The sequence below is a fragment of the Mesorhizobium loti genome (assembly GCA_014189435.1).
GTDB lineage: Bacteria > Pseudomonadota > Alphaproteobacteria > Rhizobiales > Rhizobiaceae > Mesorhizobium > Mesorhizobium loti_G.
The window spans coordinates 128,418-147,844 of the sequence record CP050295.1 but is presented as its reverse complement, the minus strand read 5'-3'; the positions used below and the strand labels follow the sequence as shown (position 1 = coordinate 147,844).

Annotated in this window: 12 protein-coding genes and 5 pseudogenes; 6 read left to right on the top strand and 11 right to left on the bottom strand. The window is 60.7% G+C overall.

Annotated elements, in window-relative coordinates:
* Positions 1-556: 556 nt before the first annotated feature.
* Positions 557-1,582: an IS110 family transposase gene (locus HB777_37665; protein ID QND69417.1), complete on the top strand. Its 1,026-nt coding sequence runs from the start codon at positions 557-559 to the stop codon at positions 1,580-1,582.
* Positions 1,583-1,907: 325 nt separating this feature from the next.
* Positions 1,908-2,897 (top strand): IS5 family transposase, encoded by a 990-nt coding sequence (locus HB777_37660; protein ID QND69416.1) that lies wholly within the window; start codon positions 1,908-1,910, stop codon positions 2,895-2,897.
* A gap of 115 nt (positions 2,898-3,012) precedes the next feature.
* Here HB777_37660 and HB777_37655 read toward each other — a convergent pair.
* Positions 3,013-3,282: pseudogene (locus HB777_37655) on the bottom strand (DNA-binding protein).
* Positions 3,283-3,287: 5 nt separating this feature from the next.
* Here HB777_37655 and HB777_37650 point away from each other — a divergent pair.
* A pseudogene (locus HB777_37650) lies at positions 3,288-5,258 on the top strand (relaxase/mobilization nuclease and DUF3363 domain-containing protein).
* A 63-nt stretch (positions 5,259-5,321) separates the two neighbouring features.
* Here HB777_37650 and HB777_37645 read toward each other — a convergent pair.
* From HB777_37645 to HB777_37615, 7 genes and pseudogenes are all read right to left on the bottom strand, one after another.
* Positions 5,322-6,881 (bottom strand): E2 ligase fold family C protein, encoded by a 1,560-nt coding sequence (locus HB777_37645; protein ID QND69415.1) that lies wholly within the window; start codon positions 6,879-6,881, stop codon positions 5,322-5,324.
* 3 nt (positions 6,882-6,884) lie between these two features.
* Positions 6,885-7,373 carry a hypothetical protein gene (locus HB777_37640; GenBank protein ID QND69414.1) on the bottom strand — a complete coding sequence of 163 codons (489 nt, stop codon included), beginning with the start codon at positions 7,371-7,373 and terminating at the stop codon, positions 6,885-6,887.
* Positions 7,370-7,987, bottom strand: a complete 618-nt coding sequence (locus tag HB777_37635) for a hypothetical protein (GenBank protein QND69413.1) — start codon at positions 7,985-7,987, stop codon at positions 7,370-7,372. The genes HB777_37640 and HB777_37635 overlap by 4 nt, the downstream gene beginning before the upstream one ends.
* Complete coding sequence (locus tag HB777_37630) at positions 7,980-8,276, bottom strand: DUF2604 domain-containing protein (protein QND69412.1); 297 nt, start codon at positions 8,274-8,276, stop codon at positions 7,980-7,982. The genes HB777_37635 and HB777_37630 overlap by 8 nt, the downstream gene beginning before the upstream one ends.
* Before the next feature lie 463 nt (positions 8,277-8,739).
* Entirely contained in the window at positions 8,740-8,970 is a 231-nt protein-coding gene (locus HB777_37625; protein ID QND69411.1) for a hypothetical protein, read from the bottom strand.
* Positions 8,970-9,266 carry a hypothetical protein gene (locus HB777_37620; GenBank protein ID QND69410.1) on the bottom strand — a complete coding sequence of 99 codons (297 nt, stop codon included), beginning with the start codon at positions 9,264-9,266 and terminating at the stop codon, positions 8,970-8,972. The genes HB777_37625 and HB777_37620 overlap by 1 nt, the downstream gene beginning before the upstream one ends.
* A gap of 41 nt (positions 9,267-9,307) precedes the next feature.
* Positions 9,308-9,559: pseudogene (locus HB777_37615) on the bottom strand (transposase).
* Positions 9,560-9,689: 130 nt separating this feature from the next.
* On the opposite strand from HB777_37615, the gene HB777_37610 reads away from it, so the two are divergent.
* The gene (locus HB777_37610; GenBank protein ID QND69409.1) at positions 9,690-10,634 is read left to right on the top strand and encodes an IS5 family transposase; all 945 of its coding nucleotides are present in this window, start codon (positions 9,690-9,692) and stop codon (positions 10,632-10,634) included.
* A gap of 115 nt (positions 10,635-10,749) precedes the next feature.
* Here HB777_37610 and HB777_37605 read toward each other — a convergent pair.
* Positions 10,750-14,096, bottom strand: a pseudogene (locus HB777_37605) (hypothetical protein).
* The gene (locus HB777_37600; GenBank protein ID QND69408.1) at positions 14,096-15,703 is read right to left on the bottom strand and encodes a hypothetical protein; all 1,608 of its coding nucleotides are present in this window, start codon (positions 15,701-15,703) and stop codon (positions 14,096-14,098) included. Before HB777_37600 ends, HB777_37605 begins: the two are co-directional and overlap by 1 nt.
* 282 nt (positions 15,704-15,985) lie before the next feature.
* On the opposite strand from HB777_37600, the gene HB777_37595 reads away from it, so the two are divergent.
* The gene (locus HB777_37595) at positions 15,986-17,905 is read left to right on the top strand and encodes a potassium transporter Kup (protein QND69407.1); all 1,920 of its coding nucleotides are present in this window, start codon (positions 15,986-15,988) and stop codon (positions 17,903-17,905) included.
* Positions 17,906-19,019: 1,114 nt separating this feature from the next.
* Here the strand turns inward: HB777_37595 and HB777_37590 are convergent.
* Positions 19,020-19,280: pseudogene (locus HB777_37590) on the bottom strand (IS6 family transposase).
* Between HB777_37590 and HB777_37585 the strand changes: the two are divergent.
* Positions 19,215-19,391, top strand: a complete 177-nt coding sequence (locus HB777_37585) for a hypothetical protein (protein QND69329.1) — start codon at positions 19,215-19,217, stop codon at positions 19,389-19,391. The pseudogene HB777_37590 and the gene HB777_37585 overlap by 66 nt on opposite strands.
* Positions 19,392-19,427 lie beyond the last annotated feature (36 nt).

The window sequence follows — 19,427 nt, the reverse complement described above, 5'->3', positions numbered from 1 at the left end:
AGCTCGCCGACCGGCGCTACGAGTTGGTCGCCGTCGCCGGCGGCTGGCAGCATCGTACCCGGCCGGCCTTCGCAGACGCATTCGACCGCGACTCTCGGGGGTCGGAACAAGATCGACGCGTCAGTGCTGGCGAAGCTCCATGCGAGTGGCTTTCTGCCCGAAGTGTGGATGCCGGACGAGGAAACCGAGACGCGTCGTCGCGTGGTAGCGGAACGAACGCAGCTCGTCTCCCAAATGGCCCGTCTGAAAAACCGAATCCATTCCGTTCTGCACGCCAACCTGATCCCGCCCTACAAGGGCACCCTGTTCTCAAGGGGGCAGGGCTTGGCTGGAGGCTCAGCCGCTCGCCGAGGATCAGCGCCGTGTCGTCCTTCGCCATGCCGGTGAACTCGATCGCCTTGGTGGTGAGCTTGCACAAGTAGACAAGAGTCTCGCGAAGACGTCCCTCCAGGAGCCTCGGGGCAAGCGATGATGAGCGTTGATGGTGTAGACGCCCGCGACGACCGCAGTGTGTGGCAAAGTGGAGTTGTTTAAACCACCATTGGAGATGGGCATCATGAGCGAAGTTCGTACGATCGGTTTGGATTTAGCCAAGAACGTGTTTCAGGTCCACGGGGCTGACGAAACAGGTGCTGTTGTGTTTCGCAAGCAATTGCGGCGCGGGCGGGTTTTGAAATTCTTTGGTGGCCTGCCACGGTGCCTGGTTGCGATGGAAGCCTGCGGAAGCTCGCATTTCTGGGCGCGTGAGATAGGGCATTTGGGACACGAAGTCCGTATGATCCCACCGGCCTACGTGAAGCCCTTTTTGAAGCGGCAGAAGAACGACATGGCTGATGCTGAGGCGATCTGCGAGGCGGCGCAACGACCAACGATGCGCTTTGTTGCCGTGAAGAGCGAAGAAAGACAAGCCGCAGCAGTGGTGTTGCGCACCCGCGATCTGCTGATCCGGCAGCGCACGCAGACCATCAATGCGCTGCGCGGCCACCTTGCGGAATTTGGTGAAGTCGTGCCGCAGGGTTTAAGCTTCGCTTCGAAACTGATTGCGATGATTGAGGATCCGCAAACGGCTCTTCCAGAAACTGCGCGGACTGCTCTGCGGTTTCTGACAGCAAGCTTGTCCCAACTGAATGATCAGATTCGCGTGCTGGATGCACAGATTGTGCGCCGGGCTCGTGAAGATGAGACCGCACGCCGGTTGATGACAGTTCCCGGAATTGGCCCATTGATTGCCACCGCACTGGTGGCTCTGGCGCCATCGCCTGAAACCTTCAAACGTGGGCGGGACTTCGCCGCATGGCTTGGGCTTGTGCCGCGACAACATTCGACAGGCGGCAAACAGCGTCTCGGCTCCACGACGAAGATGGGGGATCGATCTCTGCGGCGGCTCCTGATCATAGGGGCCAATAGCGAGCTTGTGTGGCGCGCCCGCAAGGGTGCAACACCAGGCACGTGGCTGGCCAAGATGCTGGCGCATAAACCACCGATGCTGGTGAGGGTGGCGCTTGCCAACAAGATGGCGCGAATGATCTGGGCTATCATGGCCAAGGGAGGAATATACAGAGCTCCGGTTGCTGCGGTCTAAAGCCAACGTAACCGAGGGGACGTCGCAGCGAGAGAGGTCATCGGAAGTATGGCGCAACGGTCGTGAGACGGGATCAGGAAAACCAGTGTCCACCAAAGTGTCTCAAGAGCACGCGGCGTTGATTTGGACCTGACCTGCGAACACCATAAGGGCCCGCGGCATGTGTGAAAGCCGCAACACAGGCCGGACACATGTCAGCACCCGACAACGCGCAATGCCAACTAAAGATTCCTCTTGCCAAACGGGCGTCTACACATGGTGCACGGATCGTTTATTGGTGTGGGTTTAGGCAAGCGGTCACCGCAATAGCCTTTGTAGCGTAGCCATGCCTTTCAAACACAATACCCGCCGCCGCCATCATATTGAGAAGATGAAGTTCAGGGTGACGAACTGGCCAGAATATGAGGCAGGACTTCGTCATCGCGGCAGTTTGACCCTGTGGGTGACACCGGAAGCCCTGTCCAGGTGGCAAGCGCCAAGACGCAAGACACGTGGCGGCCAGCACCGCTATTCTGATCTGGCGATCGAGACCACCTTGACGCTGGGCCTTGTGTTTGGCCTGCGGCTGCGCCAGGCAGAAGGCTTGCTGGAATCGGTGCTGCAACTGATGGGGCTGGCGCTCGCTGTCCCCGATCATACCACCCTGAGCCGTCGGGCGCGGACATGGCAATCGCCCAACAAACGGCATGATCGCCGGGTTGCGCCGGAGGGACCAGTGCATGTTCTTGTCGACAGCACCGGCCTGCAGGTCTACGGCGCGGGTCAGTGGCTGGAGGAGAAGCACGGCGCCAGATCCCGTCGCAGTTGGCGCAAGCTGCATCTGGCACTGGATGCCGACAGCGGCGAGATCATTGCCCATACCCTGACTGATCAGGACACTGGCGATGTGTCTCAAGTTGAGCCACTGCTCGACCAGATTGGCGGTCCGATCGGACAGTTTACTGCTGACGGCGCCTATGACGGAAAACCGACTTACGACGCAGTCATCGATCACAGCGCTGCCGCCGCAATCGTCATTCCGCCTCGCGTCAACGCGGTCGAACCATTCGACGATAGACCTGCCGGCCAAAGGGACCAGCATATCGCCGCAATCGGCAGAGACGGCCGGATGAAATGGCAGGTCTCCAACGGTTATGGCAAACGCTCGCTGGTCGAGACCGCCATAGGGCGATACAAGTCCACCATTGGGCGGCGTTTGCGGGCACGGTCGCTTCCCGTTCAGCAGACCGAAGTCGCCATCGGCTGCGCCGTCCTCAACCGCATGCTTGCCTGCGCACGCCCGAAATCAGCCCGCCGCAAGGCGGCCACGGCATAGTCTGCCGCTTCAAAGATCGACATCCGCTCAAGTCCGGACCCATGCACCAACGCCCATTGCAATCGTAACACGATACGATCTGCCGTCGCCCTAGCTGAGGCTGCGCGATCTCCGCTTATGACCGACCCGGTTGCCAGTCGCTCATCTGCAAAATGTTTCCGCCGAGTTTTGCGAACGCGCGTTGGCGGCAGGAGAAAACGAGAATCTGCTGATCGTGTGATTGACGATGCAAAGCGTCGAACATGCGCTCAATGCGATCGTCATCGGAATAGACCAACGCGTCATCGAGGATGCCCGGTGTGGGTCGCCCGTCGCGGGCGAGCAGACGGGCGAAGGCCAGCCGGGTCAGAACCGAAAGCTGTTCTCGCATGCCGCCACTCAACCTCTGGCATGCAGGACGACGAAATTCACGCCTAAGCTGGGCAAAAATCGGCTCCCGCGGATCAAAGGCAGGCAAACGTTACGCCGGCCAGATCCGGACGGCGATCAACCGAGCCGGCGGCCGGCCCAAGCGCGGAGGCCGCTTCAACGGAAGCCGGACGGGGCGAGGTGGAGCGGCCGCCGCGCTGCTGAAATCACGCGACCGGTATGCTGCTTTTCGGCAGCGGCGGGTAGTCGTCAAGGCCAGGGTCGTCAAGCTCGCCGGCAAGGGCAAGGACGGGGCGCGTGCGCATCTGCGCTACATCCAGCGCGATGGCGTCACCCGGGAAGGCGCGCCTGGCGAGCTTTATGGCGCCAAAAGCGATCGCGCCAACGGTAAGGACTTCTTCGACCGTGCTGATGGCGACCGCCATCAATTCCGCTTCATCGTCGTAGCCGAAGACAGCATTGAGTATGACGACCTCAAACCGCTCACGCGGCGCCTCATGGCGCAGATTTGAAGAAGATCTCGGCACGAAGCTCGACTGGGTTGCGGTCGACCATTTCAACACCGGCCACCCGCACACGCATATCATTGTCCGTGGCAAGGACGACCGCAGTGAGAATCTCGTCATCGCGCGGGAGTATATTTCGTCTGGTCTGCGAGAGCGCGCGACCGAGCTGGTGAGCCTCGACCTCGGTCCCCGCACCGACCGCGAGATCGAGCAGCGCCTGCGCCAGGAGACGGAGCAGGAACGCTTCACCAGCATCGACCGCCAGTTGATACGCATGCGCGACGACGGGCTTGTTTCGCCGGACCGCCGCGACGCCTTTCGTCAGACCTTGCAACAGGGACGTCTGCGCAAGCTGGAGAGGATGGGCCTCGCCGAAGAGATCGGGTCGGGCCGCTGGCGCCTGGATGATGAGCTCGAGCCCACGCTGCGCCGCATCGGGGAGCGCGGCGACATCATCAAGACCATGCATCGCGAGCTGACTTGCAACGGGCTCGACCGCAGTGCCGCCGACTGTGTGATCCACGATCGATCCAGCGAGCCAGGCCAGCCGGTCATCGGCCGCGTTGTCGCGCGCGGGCTGGCTGACGAGATCAACGACCGGCACTACCTGATCGTCGACGGCGTGGACGGCAAAAGCCATTGGATCGACATCGGCAGAGGCGAGGCGACAGAACCGATGCCCGACGGCTGCATCGTGCGTGTCACGCCGAGGAACACCGAGCCCAGGCTAGTTGACCGGACCGTCGCCGAGATCGCCGCCGCCCACGACGGGCGCTACAACATCGACATCCATCTCAAGCATCACCCGTCCGCCACCGAACGCTTCGCCGAAACACACGTGCGGCGGCTTGAAGCAATCCGCCGCGCAACCAACGGTGTGGAGCGTCAGGCCGACGGCACCTGGATCATCGCGCCGGATCACCTTGAGCGCGCATCGGAATACGAGCGGCAGCGCGCAAAGGCTGAACCGGTAATCGTCGGCAGGCTCTCTTCGATGCCGCTGGAGCGGCAGGTCGGTTTTGACGGCGTCACCTGGCTGGACCGGGAGCTGGTTGCCGGGAGACCCGAGCCTTTGCACAGATCGGGCTTCGGCCGTGACGTGAGAGATGCCCAAGCCCGTCGGCGGCAGTGGCTGATCGCGCAAGGCCTCGCGCACGAGGAACAGGATCGGATCGTCTATCGCGCCAACATGCTTTCGATCCTGCGCCAGCGAGAGTTGAATCGAGTTGCCGGCCAACTGTCGGAGGAACTTGGTCTGCCCTATGCTGAAGCGCGATCCGGAGAACGAGTAGAGGGTACTCTCCGCCGCTCTGTAGAGCTTGCCAGCGGAAAACATGCCGTCGTTGAAAAGTCGCGCGAGTTCACACTGGTGCCATGGCGGCCCGTGCTCGAGCGGCACATAGGCAAGGAGGTGTCCGGGATCGTGAGCGGGGAGGGGATTTCATGGACCATCGGCCGCCAGAGGAGCGGGCCAAGCGTGTCATAGTGGCGCCCACATCCTAACGCGCACAAGCCGCCGCCCCCCGGCAACAGAGACGTCTACGTCTGCTTAGGCGGCGGAGACATCGCTTAGCTGTTCAACGCTCTTGCTGTATTTGCGCCTGTAAGCGGCAATGAAATTGTCGTCGCTACAGATGCAGCGGCCGCTGGAATCTTTGGCCTTCGGATCGTGCAAGTGAGAGCCAAGCGGGCGCAGAAGATTCACCCGAGTGCTCGTCGTCGGGCTCATGGGAAAACCCGCACTATGTTTGACCATCTCCGCGGCAAGCATAATCCCGGCAAGCGCTGACTGAAAGGCCATCGGAACTACGGTTCGAACGAGGCGACTTCCATCGCTGAGCTGGAACACCAGACCGCCGCAGATAGCCTGCTGATAAAAGGAGCGCATGGGCTGGCCAACAAACGGGGCTAGCGGTTCAAACGGCACAGCCATCGCTGTAGCCACCCGAACTACAAAGTCGTTGGGAACTCCGGCATTGGTCTGCAGAAGCGTTTTCACCTGCTCGTGTGCTTCCGGTATTCCGAGTTCCTCGGCAATCAACTGGTGCTCGTCCTTGGATTTCCCGGACGGCAGGTACATGCAACAAAGGCAAGCCTGGCCGTCATCGAAACCATGCCGGGAGATCCCGAGATCGTGCTCCTGGGTCCAGGCATTCGCGATCCATCGGGGCAGAGTCCCTTGGACAGCCAGACGGTCGGCGGCGGTGTCAAGCGCCACACCCACTTGGTCGAAGACCCAATCGCCCCGGCGCGCAACATATTCTGCCCACGTCAGCGGATGCGCCTCGACCTTGAGGGCGGTCGATCGAAGGGCGGTGGTTGCAAGGACCGCCTTGGACATGCCTATCTCCGCCTGGCCGGCCAATGCGTAGCGCTGCAGGTTTGAGAGTTCGATCGCTTCGGGATCGATTACATGCAGGCGACCCGACAGGCCGGGCTGTCTCGCTAGGGCCCAAAGCGAGCCATGGCCTATCGCGCCGAGCCCAACGAGGTGCGTTTCGCCAAGGTCGACAGGGAAGTCGATCGGGCCTGCCTCGCCGGCTTTGGTCTTGTCGTAGCTGTATAAGGAGAGGTCGATGTTTTCGTCCAACTCGGCGCCGGTCAGCTGGGCGGCGAAGATGGTTCGAAAGACGTTGGCGGCGCCGAAGCAACTGGCGGCGCCAGCTCCATAGGGCAGCAAACTCGGGCCAGAGCCCACCGGGTCCGTAAGCGACAGCTTTGCCGCCCAACCGTCCGATCCCATGAAAAAGGTCGGGCACCGGAGTGATGGGCGCGACACCCCTGCAACTACGCAGACCGTGGCAGACTTGCCGGAACGCCGGATGCCGATTTTTGGATTGATCGACTTTGCCAAGCGCTCCAGCGCTTGGGCTTGAGAGCTCGCCGCGCGGTCCAGCGGGAGTATCGCCAGAACGGGATAGAGCCTGGCGAGCAATCTCACTGCAAGATCTAGTGTCGCCTGGCCTTCGGCGCACGAAGCGGCCTGATCGTCGAAGGCGACGGCCACGACCTGCTTTTGAAGAGCTGTTTTGAAGTCTTCCAGATGAAAATTGGCCAGGACCTGCGATGCCGCCGTGGCGGCACGGTCGATGAAGTTAGCGAATGCCATTGTTCAACTCGTTATCGTGATCATTCGCGACAGTGCCGCGGAAGGGAGCGCATTCCAGTTGGCCTTTCCGTCAAGCCGATAGGCGGCCACCCGAGCAAAATCGAAAGGCTCGCGGGCGAAATTCGGCACTACCAGCGACAGACACCCAACCGTGGTAGCAACCGCATAAGCGTCGTCGGTCGTCGAATGGTAGGCTCGGCCCGGATGGCTATGGATCTGGGCCAAGAGTTTCAGGCCGCTCTTGTAGAGCCAGACATTGAGCCGGTGTAGTTCCTCGGCCGGAACTATCACGCAAACACCATCGCCCGTCCGAATGTGACGCTGCGCCGGGATAACCGTCTCTGTTACGGCAAAATACTGGTCTTCCTGAACGCCGACCCAGAGCGCCATCCCCTCATTGCCCTCGCGACCAACCGAGCGCAGATGCGCATGCGTGGTCGAGATGCAGCCGCGCGGGAGAGTCACGGTCGTTACATCCGTCAAAGCGCTCATTCCGGGATGGCCGGTAGGGGTACTACCATGGCTCCCACTGAGATTTGGAACTGATACTGAAGCTGCTCCACGGGGCCGGTCCCGTACTTGATGATCTTGTCCAGGATAAAGGCCAAACAGCCTTCGCCAGAACCCCGGTGGAGAAGCCATGAGTCACCTGAATGGGCTGGATTGTCGTGGTATTCCCGGACGCCTGCCATGCACAGGAATGGGGTGTGTTCCGCACTATTGGCCTGGATGAAGTCCGATAGCGACAGAGCGTTCTGCTGCATGAGGACCGAAATCATATCCGGTGGGGTTCCGGGTAGATGCGGTCGTCTTAGCATCCTTAACAGTAAATCCTTCCGGGCAATCGGCCGGCGCGTAAAGGGGTCGACGAAGACCACCGACGGAGGTCGGAGGTCGTAATTGGAGAAGTCAATCTGGACAGCTGCACCGATTATCTGGGGCTTTATCTTGGGCGGTGCGAAGATGAAGAAGGCCGTAGGGAAGCTCGCCTCGATCAGGAAACAACCCTGAGCCCGGTAAGCACCTGCTTGTGTTTGGAACCAGCCGATCTGCCGATCGAACTTCGCTCGCGAGACCGCAGGGTCCACAGTTTGGATTTCAGGCACCTGCTACACCCGCCTTCAGGCTGAGGAACAGGGTCACAATGCTCGCGAAACCGAAATCGCCAACCTTCTTGTCAGCGTCGAGCAGGTTGCCGGCCTCGTCCTTGAATTCCCAATTCTCGGCCGGTTGGGCGACGTTCTGCGTGTTCTCAAGGGCTTTGGTACGAACGACGTGAAGCGGCTGGTTGGGATTGGCTTCGACCTGCGTGGGCTGGCCGTTCACCACCACCGTGATCTCGATCTTGCCTGGCCCGCCGCCGTGATTATCGCCCTTACCCGAATCCTTCGACATTTGTCCTACTCCTGTGGCTTGCCAACCGGCCCCAAGCCCTTGTGCCCACCTGCTAGTGAGACCGGCGGTCTTCAATCGTCCACTCGGCGCCACGGACCGCGGGTACGCAAAAGACAGGGGATAAGCTACCGATTCGGTGCCACCTTCTTTTATGCGTGACTTGAGCCGCAAGTAAACGGGCTAAAATTGCTCTTCACAACTCTAATCGATTAGAGCATTGCGAAAATATTGGCGACACGCCTATTGATGTTCTCTCTCACTCGCCTGCTCCACTGACCATCGGCACACGTCCGTTCGACGACCAACCAGACGAGCGCACTGTCATTCAAGGCTTCAAGCGCGGCAGCCTGACCCACGCGAAGGCTGAGAAGGACATGACGGCAGCGGTCAATGCAGTCATGGGCAAACCTGACTTGCGCGTGGCGATAACCTTGAGAATGGCCGCGAGTTGGGCGCCGCGTCGCTACAGCCACAAAACACTGCCGGTCACCGCGAATGTGGGGCCTGCGAAATCGTCGCTGCCGACGGCGCAGCAATCACAGACACGCTTAACCGTTCCAACGATCTGGAGGACACGGCCGCGGACGTGCATTGTCGAAGCCTGCGCAACTGCTCGTTTTGCGAGCTGGAAGAAACGATCGATGTTCTCGTGCTCGGGGGAAATAGCGTCCGTCGGCTCGGCTGGCTCGGACATCACCTTGGTGTTCCGACATCACTATGGTTTGGCTTTGCAGAGTCTAGTAGGGCGCTACGCAGGCCGCTTTCGATCGCCGCAAGCTGGCTCTCGATCGTGGCGTCGACCAGTCCGGCATCGGTCTCGAGAATGCATCCCGCATCCTTTACGCGCGCGTCGGCGATCAGGTCGACGACGGCGCGCGATGTCGCGGTCGGGGGGATCTCGTCTAACCGGTTGCGGACCGCCTCTAGGAGCGACGGTGCCACACGTACTCGGACGAGGGAGTTGTGGCCCGCGAATTTCAGACCGCGCATAGCGATCTGCACTGCCGCAGTATATGCTCACCTGACCATATTTTCACGAAAGGGCGCACATATTGTGGTGCGATCAGCTTGACCTCATGGCCCAGCGACATCAACTCGCGTGCCCAGTAGTGGACGCTGCCGCAAGCCTCCATGACGACAACAGCCGTCGGCTGGCTCTGCATGAAACGCAGAAACTGCCCGCGCGACAACTTCTTGCGAAACAGTACCTCGCCCGTCATCGACGCCCCGTGGAGCTGTAAAACATTTTTTGCCAGATCAATCCCGATCATTATATTCTTCATTTGCCGTCCTCTCCGCTGTGTGACCTTTATGGATCACAACTCTGGCACACTGCGATGCCGTCTGGGGAGGGCGGCAACCACCCCATCTTGTTCCGACCCCAATACCAGCCGCCGCCATCATATTGAGAAGATGAAGTTCAGGGTGACGAACTGGCCAGAATATGAGGCAGGACTTCGTCATCGCGGCAGTTTGACCCTGTGGGTGACGCCGGAAGCCCTGTCCAGGTGGCAAGCGCCAAGACGCAAGACACGTGGCGGCCAGCACCGCTATTCTGATCTGGCGATCGAGACCACCTTGACGCTGGGCCTTGTGTTTGGCCTGCGGCTGCGCCAGGCAGAAGGCTTGCTGGAATCGGTGCTGCAACTGATGGGGCTGGCGCTCGCTGTCCCCGATCATACCACCCTGAGCCGTCGGGCGCGGACATGGCAATCGCCCAACAAACGGCATGATCGCCGGGTTGCGCCGGAGGGACCAGTGCATGTTCTTGTCGACAGCACCGGCCTGCAGGTCTACGGCGCGGGTCAGTGGCTGGAGGAGAAGCACGGCGCCAGATCCCGTCGCAGTTGGCGCAAGCTGCATCTGGCACTGGATGCCGACAGCGGCGAGATCATTGCCCATACCCTGACTGATCAGGACACTGGCGATGTGTCTCAAGTTGAGCCACTGCTCGACCAGATTGGCGGTCCGATCGGACAGTTTACTGCTGACGGCGCCTATGACGGAAAACCGACTTACGACGCAGTCATCGATCACAGCGCTGCCGCCGCAATCGTCATTCCGCCTCGCGTCAACGCGGTCGAACCATTCGACGATAGACCTGCCGGCCAAAGGGACCAGCATATCGCCGCAATCGGCAGAGACGGCCGGATGAAATGGCAGGTCTCCAACGGTTATGGCAAACGCTCGCTGGTCGAGACCGCCATAGGGCGATACAAGTCCACCATCGGGCGGCCTTTGCGGGCACGGTCGCTTCCCGTTCAGCAGACCGAAGTCGCCATCGGCTGCGCCGTCCTCAACCGCATGCTTGCCTGCGCACGCCCGAAATCCGCCCCCCGCAAGGCGGCCACGGCATAGTCTGCCGCTTCAAAGATCGACATCCGCTCAAGTCCGGACCCATGCACCAACGCCCCTCCGGAGGCCAATCAAAGCCGAGCATGCGAACCAGGACGCGCATGGTCGCGGTTAATAGTTATCTTTTGCGTTCAGGGAGCCACGGCGCCTGGGTCGGCTGATGAACACCGTCCGTTCGCGCATGTGAGGTCGAACTAATTGGCGGCGAAGGGGAGGCAGGCTCATCATCCAACAGTCGCCAGATTTCCGCTGGCTCGAATGCCAACAGCGGCCGGAGCTCCGGCGGCAAGCTCAGCCGGTCTTGCAGCGCCTGCCGATCGGCGACGAGGTTGTCGAGGTGCAGCGGCTCGTGGTCCGGCCGCTGCCCGTCCACCAGTCGTTGAACCAGCGCCCGCGTGCCGTCCACCACAAAGACGCCGCAATCATAACGGTTCGGCTGTCTGGCCATGCGGGCTGGCGCCAAGGTGGCGTTCAGCAGCCCTGCGAGCTGTCTTGCAGGCGCGTCGTTGTATCCCTCTCGCTGGAGGGAGTCGTAGTGATAGGCGACCGGCCTTTCCCGGTTGCTGCGATCAACCAGCAGCAGCGACCAATGGGTGCCGAGGCTATGCTCAGTGGCATTGTTCACGGGCAGGAACAGGAAATCGGCTGTGTCGTTGCCATCCTGATCATAGACAATGCGGTGCAATGCGTATTCCCTATCGATTTCGCTGAAACCGCGCAAGCGCAGGGGACCATTGGCTATGAGGGGATCCACCAACTGCGTCTGGCCGGCGAGCCTCGGATCGATCCCCCGCAGCCGCTCCTCCAGCAAATCGTAATCCCTCTGGATATGGTCGGTGCTCAGCCACTCGTCGGCGCCAAGCACCGACCCCACGGGGACATTGGAAGAGGCTGTCGGATGCGACGCCCCGATCTGGGCATCGGAGGAGGTGGTGGTTGGCCTCGTCAGATCAACCACTGGAAGACCGCGGTAGGTTTCTGGCAGCCTAGCGGTTGCTGGCGAGGCGGGTTGGGTAGTTCTTGCCGGTGGCGCTGCCGCTGGCGCAGCTTCACTCATCGGCGAAAGTTGCCCGCGATGGATGAGCTGAACGTCATCGGGCCCTCCCGGCCTGAAGACGGCGGCGGACCCTGTCCCTTGCATCATGGGCTGCCACTCCGTCTCGCGGAGCATCTGCCGCCGCTCCAACTCCTCGCTCAACCACGCCATAGCTTCGTCGTCCGAGGAGGCCGGCAGCGGAGAAAGCGCCAGCGGCGAGCCGGGCTGTCGAGCGCCCTGGTGATGACCCGGTACTGGCCCGGGCGGATTGGGATTAACCGCTGCCTCAAAATCGCCGTAGGCGTCTGAGCGAGCCCTGACATAGTGCACTGGCGCTGCTTCCGACGCTGGCCACATACTCCAATCAATGTTGAGCGGCATCTGCAGCGACCAGGTTGACGTGGACCTGGCAGGTTCCTGCCGTCCAGCTTGGATTATGTCCTGCGCCAGCTCAGGGGGAACCCCGGACCATGGTGGGCCGTCTTCAACCATCAGATCCTGATCGTAACCTTCCGGGCGGACCAATGGCCAAATAGCAGGTCCCTGCTGCGCAGCGGCGTCCCCGACGGCCGTCGCGACCGCATGCGGCGCCGCGGCGTCTTCGTACCCGCTCCCCTGCATCATCGGCCGTGCCTCCCATGGCGATGCACCCAGTTGATGGGTGGGGCCCGGCGTCAGCAGGCGACCGCCTGAATTAGCGATCCCGTTCAGCTGCGGCTCTGCAGCAAGGCCTTGCGGAACGTCCAGGGTCCTCTGCCTCTTCGCTGGCCTCAACCCAGCTGTGTCATGCTCATCGTCGATGAAGGCCTCCTCGCTTGGCAGGAGGTTGCTCCAGGCAGGTGCACCCATCAGCTCGTTCCGGGACCGCTGGTGATTGGACTCTCCGGGATTCGGTGCCTGGTCATGGCGCGCGGCGGGCTCTAGAAATGACGACGGGCCAGGTGCGTCCATCAGCCCCAAACGCATATCCTGATCGTGCGCTTTCGCAGGAAGCTCTTTTGCCAAACTGCCAGCCCGGTGCGACGCGCTGTGCTGCGCAGCGGCGTCGCCGACCCGCCTCCGCTCCATCGGTGCCGCGTTTTCGGAGTTGATGAGCGTCACGTTCTGGGGGGAGGATTCAGCTTAGCGCGGCCTGCGATCGGCACGACGCCCGTCGACCGCAAGGTCCGGAGATGACCTATTGCCGCAACGAGTTTCCTGGGATCACCCTTTCCGATGAACTCGAGCACCTCACCGCCATCGCTCAGCGACTTGCTGTCGAGCCGAGCAACAAGGCTCGGTTTGTGATTTGCGAAGAGCCAGCCACCAAACCGGCGAAGAATACTTACATTATTCTTGACGGTGAGTTCGGCGACACCACCATTGATGAGAGCCTGCTCAAGGCCCAAAATAAGAGAAGCATCCTGGGGATAGAGAGGCGGCTGCGGCCGAGGCTGCTGCTTCCTGCGAAGCCGAGCTGACTGAGCCGGCTGCGGTGCCGAAGACGACAGCCCGGGTTCGTCCATCAGCTCCAACCGCACATCCTGATCGTGGGCTGCCGCAGCAACCTCCTTTGGCCAACTGAAAGCTTCCTGCGACGCGCTGCGCTGCGCAGCGGCGTCGCCGACCCGCGTCGGCTCGATCAATCCCGCGTTCTCGGGATCAGGAACGAGAGGAATGTGGCGCTCGCGCTCAATCGCTTTAGCGCCGGTGTCCGATTGTCGCAGATAATTCAGTGCGGAACCGATCCTTGGATCACCACCGGCGTCCTTCCTATAGCTCTTGACATCTCCATTCAACGCCTTGCCGGAAAGCCGACCAGCAATGCCCTTCTTATTGTTTTGACGCAGGTAGTCACTGAAGCTCCTGAGAGCAGTTGCATTCCTTTTGCCGGTCTTTATCGCTGCTTTGGCTCTGTACTCTTTGATGAGAGCGGCGATGAGTGCTGCGTCCTCCGGATGCGGTGTCAACTCAGCGCGGCCTGCGATCGGCACTACGCCCCCCGTCGACTGCGAGGTTCGGAGATGATCTATTGCCAGAAAGAGGGTCTTGGGATTACGCTCTCCGATGAACTCGCGCGCATCATCGGCCAATGACTGCTTGTCGAGTCGATCCTTAATGGGATCTTTGTTGTTTGCGAAGAGCCAGCGGCCAAAGCTGTGAAGAGAACCTACATAGTCCCTGGCGGTGAGCGCGGAGGCGTTGCCCTTGATGAGGGCGTCCTTAAGCCCCAAAATAAGAGAAGTATCCTCGGGATAAAGAGGCAGGTTCCTGCCAAGCCGAGCTGACTGAGTCTGCTGCGGCGCCGAAGACGACGGGCCGGGTTCGTCCATCAGCTCCAAACGCACATCCTGATCGTGGTCTGCCGCAGGAAGCTCCTTTGGCCAACTGCCAGCTTCCTGCGACGCGCTGTGCAGCGCAATCGCCTCGTCGCCCCGCCTCGGCTCCATCAGTGCCGCGTCTTCGGGATCAGGAACGGGGGAATATGGCGCTCGAGCTCCATCGCTTTAGCGCCGGCGTGCGATTCTCGGAGATGAGTCAGTGCGGAACCGATGCTCCGATTACCATCGGCGTCCTCCTTATAGGCCTCGACATCTCCATCCAACGCCTTGCCGGAAAGCCGACCAGCAATGCCCTTCTTGTTGTTTTGACGCAGGTAGTCACTGAAGCTCCTAAGAGCGTTTGCATCACCTTTGCCGATCTGCGTCGGTGCTTTATCCCTGTACTCTTTGATGAGAGCCGCGTCCTCCGGATACGGAGTCAACTCAACGCGACCTGGGATCAGCACGACGCCCCCCGTCGACTGCGAGGTCCGGAGATGACCTATTGCCGTAAGGAGTCTCGCGGGATCGCCCTTTCCGATGAACTCGCGCGCATCATCGGTCAGCGACTGCTTGTCCAGCCGATCCTTAATGGGATCTTTGTTGTTTGCGAAGAGCCAGCGGCCAAAGCTGAGAAGAGACCGTACGGTATTCTTGCCGGTGTGCTCAGAGGCATTGCCCTTGAGGAGGGCGCCCTTAAGCCCCAAAATAAGCGGAGCATCCTGGGGATAGAGAGGCTGTTTGCGAAGCCGAACTGACTGAGCCGGCTGCGGCGCTGAAGACGACGGGCCGGGTTCATCAATCAGCTCCAAACGCACATCCTGATCGTGGGCTGCCGCAGCAAGCTCCTTTGGCCAAATGCCAGCTTCGGGCGACGCGCTGTGCTGCGCAATCGCCTCGCCGACCCGCCTCGGCTCCATCAGCGCCGCGTCCTCGGGATCAGGAACGGAGGGAATATGGCGCTCGAGCGCCATCGCTTTAGCGCCGGCGTGCGATTTTCGGAGATGGGCGAGTGCGGCGCCGATGCTCTGATCATCGGCGTTCTTTTTATAGCCCTTGACATCTCCATCCAACGCCCCGTCGGAAAGCCGACCAGAAATGCCCTTCTTGTTGTTTTGACGCAGGTAGTCACTGAAGCTCCTAAGAGCAGTTCCATTCCTCCTGCTACTATGTGTCGGGGCTTCGTTTTTATACTCTTCGATGAGAGCCGCGTCTTGAGGATATGGAGTCAACTTAGCGCGGCCTGCGATCGGCAAGACGCTCCCCGTCGACTGCGAGGTCCGGAGATGACCTATTGCCGTAAGGAGTCTCACGGGATCGCCCTTTCCGATGAACTCGCGCGCATCATCGGCCAATGACTGCTTGTCGAGTCGATCCTTAATGGGATCTTTGTTGTTTGCGAAGAGCCAGCGGCCAAAGCTGAGAAGAGTACCTACATAGGTCCTGGCAGTGCCCTCGGCGGCGTTGCTCTTGATGAGGGCCTCCTCAAACCCCGAAATAAGCAGAGCATCCTCGGGATGAAGAGGGCGCTTGTTGAGCCTTCTGGATCGAGTTGACTGAGCCGTCTGCGGCGCCGAGCCGGCCGGCATTGCTCCACCACCTCCACCTGAATTGGCGATCTCGCTCAGTTGCCGCTCAAATGCCGCCGCACCTGCGGACGGAGCCGCACGTGAGCTCTCTTGCAGGCCGGTCCTGTTCGATTGTCCGCGCACCCGCTTGGTCGAGGTGAAATCCATCCGTTCTCACTTTCAGCAATACAAGCCCGTTTGAAGCTGGGCTTGGATCTGACATAGGGAAGCTGTCGAGAACCTGACGACAACGTGCCCGCCAAGACAGCATGGTGAGCGCGTCCTAGCCGCAGCTTTAGTATGGTCTCACAATGATCTCACGCTCTCTTCGAGGTTGATGAGTCTGCCAAGCGGAAGACTGGCAATGCCAGAACGGAGTCATTACGCGACGGCACTTGATATTGCAGTGCAGCAAGCGTAGAGGACCGCGCGCTTATCGGAGTGTCGTCCATGGCCCTTACCAATACTGGTAGTGAGGCAGAACCCGTCGAACAATCGAGCCATTCGGAAGTCGAGCAGCACAGCACCAAGGTTCTGATGCTGGGCGCGCTCGGTGTCGTCTATGGGGATATCGGTACCAGCCCGATCTACGCCTTTCGCGAGGCGCTGGTGGCGTCGTCGGGCGGCAATGTCGCCCAGCGCGCCGATATTCTCGGCGTTCTGTCGCTGATCATCTGGTCTCTGACGATCATCGTCACCATCAAATATATCATGTTCGTGCTGCGCGCCGACAACCGCGGCGAGGGCGGCGTGCTGTCGCTGATGGCGCTGGCGCAGGGCAGTTTTCCGAAGCGCTCGGCGCTGATGCTCGGCATCGGCATCGTCGGGGCATCGCTGTTTTTCGGTGACGCCGTCATCACGCCGGCGATTTCGGTGCTGTCGGCGGTCGAGGGCATGAATGTCGTCACGCCGACCTTCCAGCCTTATGTCGTGCCGCTGACGCTGGTCATCCTTGCCATGGTGTTTGCGGTGCAGCGCTTTGGCACGGGCGGGGTGGGGTTGGTGTTCGGCCCGGTGACCGCAGTATGGTTCCTGGCCATTGGCCTTTCCGGTCTCAACCACATCATCGCCGATCCTGAAATCCTGTGGGCGGTGAGCCCACACTACATCGTCGCCTTTCTGATTAATTCGCCCGACGTCGCCTTCGTTACCATCGGCGCCATCTTCCTCGCGGTCACCGGCGCCGAAGCGCTCTATGCCGATCTAGGCCATTTCGGCCGCAAGCCGATCGTGCTCGCCTGGCTGGCGATCGTGTTTCCCTGCCTGCTGCTCAATTATGCCGGGCAAGGCGCCTTCGTGCTGGCAAAGAACGGCGTGGTCGGCCATCCGTTCTTCGAGATGAACGAGGGCTGGACGCTGATCCCGATGGTCGTGCTGGCAACGGCCGCGACGGTGATCGCCAGCCAGGCGGTCATCTCTGGCGCCTTTTCGCTGACCAGGCAGGCGGTGCAGCTCAACATGCTGCCGCGCCTGGAAATCCTGCACACATCGGAAAGGCAGTCCGGCCAGATCTATATGCCGCGCGTCAACCTCTTGCTGGCGCTGGTGGTGATGATGCTGGTCGTCGGTTTCGGTGAGTCCAGCAAGCTGGCGTCGGCCTATGGTATTTCGGTGACCGGCAACATGCTGGTGACGACCGTGCTGCTCTATGTCGTCATGACGCGCATCTGGAAATGGCAGCTGTGGCTGGCAGTCTCGCTGACGGCGCTGTTCGGCTTCATCGATGTCGGCTTCTTTGCCTCCAACATCGTCAAGGTGTTCGAGGGCGGCTGGGCTTCGCTGGCCGCGGCCTTCACCATTGTGCTGGCTATGTGGACGTGGTTGAGGGGCAGCCGCTATCTGTTTGACAAGACCCGTCGCAACGAGATCCCGCTCGATTTCCTTGCCGGCAATCTCTTGAAGAAGAAGCCGCAGCTGGTGTCCGGCACCGCCGTGTTCCTGACCAGCGACCCGCTCAGTGCACCGACCGCGCTGATGCACAGCCTGAAGCACTACAAGGCGCTGCATGAGCAGAACGTCATCCTTTCGGTGGTGACGGCACCTCAGCCTGTCGTGCCCGACAGCGAGCGCGTCACGATGGAAACGGTCAACGAGCTGTTCATGCGAGTGACGTTGACGTTCGGCTACATGGAGCAGCCCAACATCCCGCGCGCGCTGGCGATCTGCCGCAAGCAGGGCTGGAAGTTCGACATCATGACGACATCGTTCTTCCTGTCGCGGCGCTCGCTCAAGGCTTCGCCCAATTCCGGCATGCCGGTTTGGCAGGACAAGCTGTTCATCGGACTGGCGCGCACGGCGGCCGACGCAACGGAGTATTTTCAGATCCCGACCGGACGTGTCGTCGAGATCGGGACGCAGGTGGCGATTTAGGGCATGCTGCGGTTGAGCAGAATCAAATTGGAATTCACGAGGGTGTAAATGCTGGCGGGCGGAGGCCAGCATCGGATAGCGACACCTTATTCAAGATGATGGAATGGTGAGCGACTCAGACGAGGGATGGCCACCCTCCTGAACGGTCAGTGTCGGTGCCCATCATCAAGATTTTGATATCAACGTTAGCAGCAGCCGAGCCGGGATTGGCCCCTGGTGGTCCGAAATAGCGGAGGAGGCCTACAGCGCCAATGCCCTCTTGAGATCATCACGCATCAAGGCGCGCCCGCCTCGGGTTCATCTACCGATCGGGCGGCCACCGCCTTGGCAACATCGCCCCAGATCGCAGTCCCGTGGCGACATCCTTGATGATCGTTGGCGCCTGCGCGAGTGTGAGCGCGAAGAACTCGGACGCGCAAGAATTGGATCGTCACATCGCCGCACATATTCGGTCGGAGCGGGCAATGGCTTTGATATGCTCCGGTAGCTCGGCATTCCGGTCTATCAAGACTCGCCGCCAAGGGCGCAGGCTTCAAAAAGGCGAAGATCGCGGTGGCGCGCAAGCTCGCCGTTATCCTCCACGCCATGTGGAAGACGAACGAGCCGTTCCGCCACTCTGCTGCTGCAGCCTGAGGAGGAGCTTTCGATTCCCTAACAACTCCAATTCCCGAGATGCGTCCTTGCCGGGACGCTGCACGGATGAGGTCGCTACCACGCATGCGGTCCAACGGAACCGCGAACACCACTTCGACCCACCCGTTCCAACGCAAACATGCGGCGATCCTTGCGATCGACCCCGGAGAGAACCCTGAGCCCGGCACGCGCTGCATCAACGAGGAGAAAGGAGCCCGTTGACAAAGGCGATTAGAGAACCTTATGGGACACGACCCGAGATGGAGTAGCCTGCCTGCTCATAGGGACCGGTCTGTTCAGGGTGTGTGTCGTCAGCAGGCTTGCTCGGGCGGTCGGATCCATATAGCTCGCGGCGACAGAGGTAGCGCCAGACGTTCAACCGTCGTCCGCCGCGACTTCCTGCGCAATTCGTGTCTAACAAGGAAGAAAGGCGTTGTCACGTTGTTTGAAATGTGGCCGCGTGAGGCCGATACCGCGCTTTTCAGGCAGGCCGTGCACTCACGGCTTCCCACGCGGCCATGGCTTGGCGTCGATGGATCTGAATTTGTGCTGCGGAGCGGTTGGTCTGGGATGGGACGAAGAGATTTCGGACGGCGGAGAAGATCGACACGAAATGCTGCAATGAGCCGACCGACCGGAAACCCTGTCGCGTTCGTTCCCGTTTTCGGAACGGCAGATGAGAATTCTCCGCCCGGTTGTTCAAGCCTTTATGCGAGCGGTGTTCCAAGTTCGGCATGAGCTGAAGGATTTCGACGCATTGAGCGATCGATGCGGGATCCCTGGTGGCCACGAAGTGGAAGAAGCTGCGGATCGCGGCAAGCCGGCATTGGCGGGTCCTCTGTTGGTCGATTGACCCGCAGAGGTACCAAGAAAGAGGATTATCGGAATC

What these genes read in the sequence shown, in the direction of transcription:
- HB777_37665 (QND69417.1), top strand. Translation starts at nt 557, where the DNA reads ATGAGCGAAGTTCGTACGATCGGTTTGGATTTAGCCAAGAACGTGTTT.
- HB777_37660 (QND69416.1), top strand. Translation starts at nt 1,908, where the DNA reads ATGCCTTTCAAACACAATACCCGCCGCCGCCATCATATTGAGAAGATG.
- HB777_37645 (QND69415.1), bottom strand. Translation starts at nt 6,881, where the DNA reads ATGGCATTCGCTAACTTCATCGACCGTGCCGCCACGGCGGCATCGCAG.
- HB777_37640 (QND69414.1), bottom strand. Translation starts at nt 7,373, where the DNA reads ATGAGCGCTTTGACGGATGTAACGACCGTGACTCTCCCGCGCGGCTGC.
- HB777_37630 (QND69412.1), bottom strand. Translation starts at nt 8,276, where the DNA reads ATGTCGAAGGATTCGGGTAAGGGCGATAATCACGGCGGCGGGCCAGGC.
- HB777_37625 (QND69411.1), bottom strand. Translation starts at nt 8,970, where the DNA reads ATGTCCGAGCCAGCCGAGCCGACGGACGCTATTTCCCCCGAGCACGAG.
- HB777_37620 (QND69410.1), bottom strand. Translation starts at nt 9,266, where the DNA reads ATGCGCGGTCTGAAATTCGCGGGCCACAACTCCCTCGTCCGAGTACGT.
- HB777_37610 (QND69409.1), top strand. Translation starts at nt 9,690, where the DNA reads ATGAAGTTCAGGGTGACGAACTGGCCAGAATATGAGGCAGGACTTCGT.
- HB777_37600 (QND69408.1), bottom strand. Translation starts at nt 15,703, where the DNA reads ATGGATTTCACCTCGACCAAGCGGGTGCGCGGACAATCGAACAGGACC.
- HB777_37595 (QND69407.1), top strand. Translation starts at nt 15,986, where the DNA reads ATGGCCCTTACCAATACTGGTAGTGAGGCAGAACCCGTCGAACAATCG.
- HB777_37585 (QND69329.1), top strand. Translation starts at nt 19,215, where the DNA reads ATGAGAATTCTCCGCCCGGTTGTTCAAGCCTTTATGCGAGCGGTGTTC.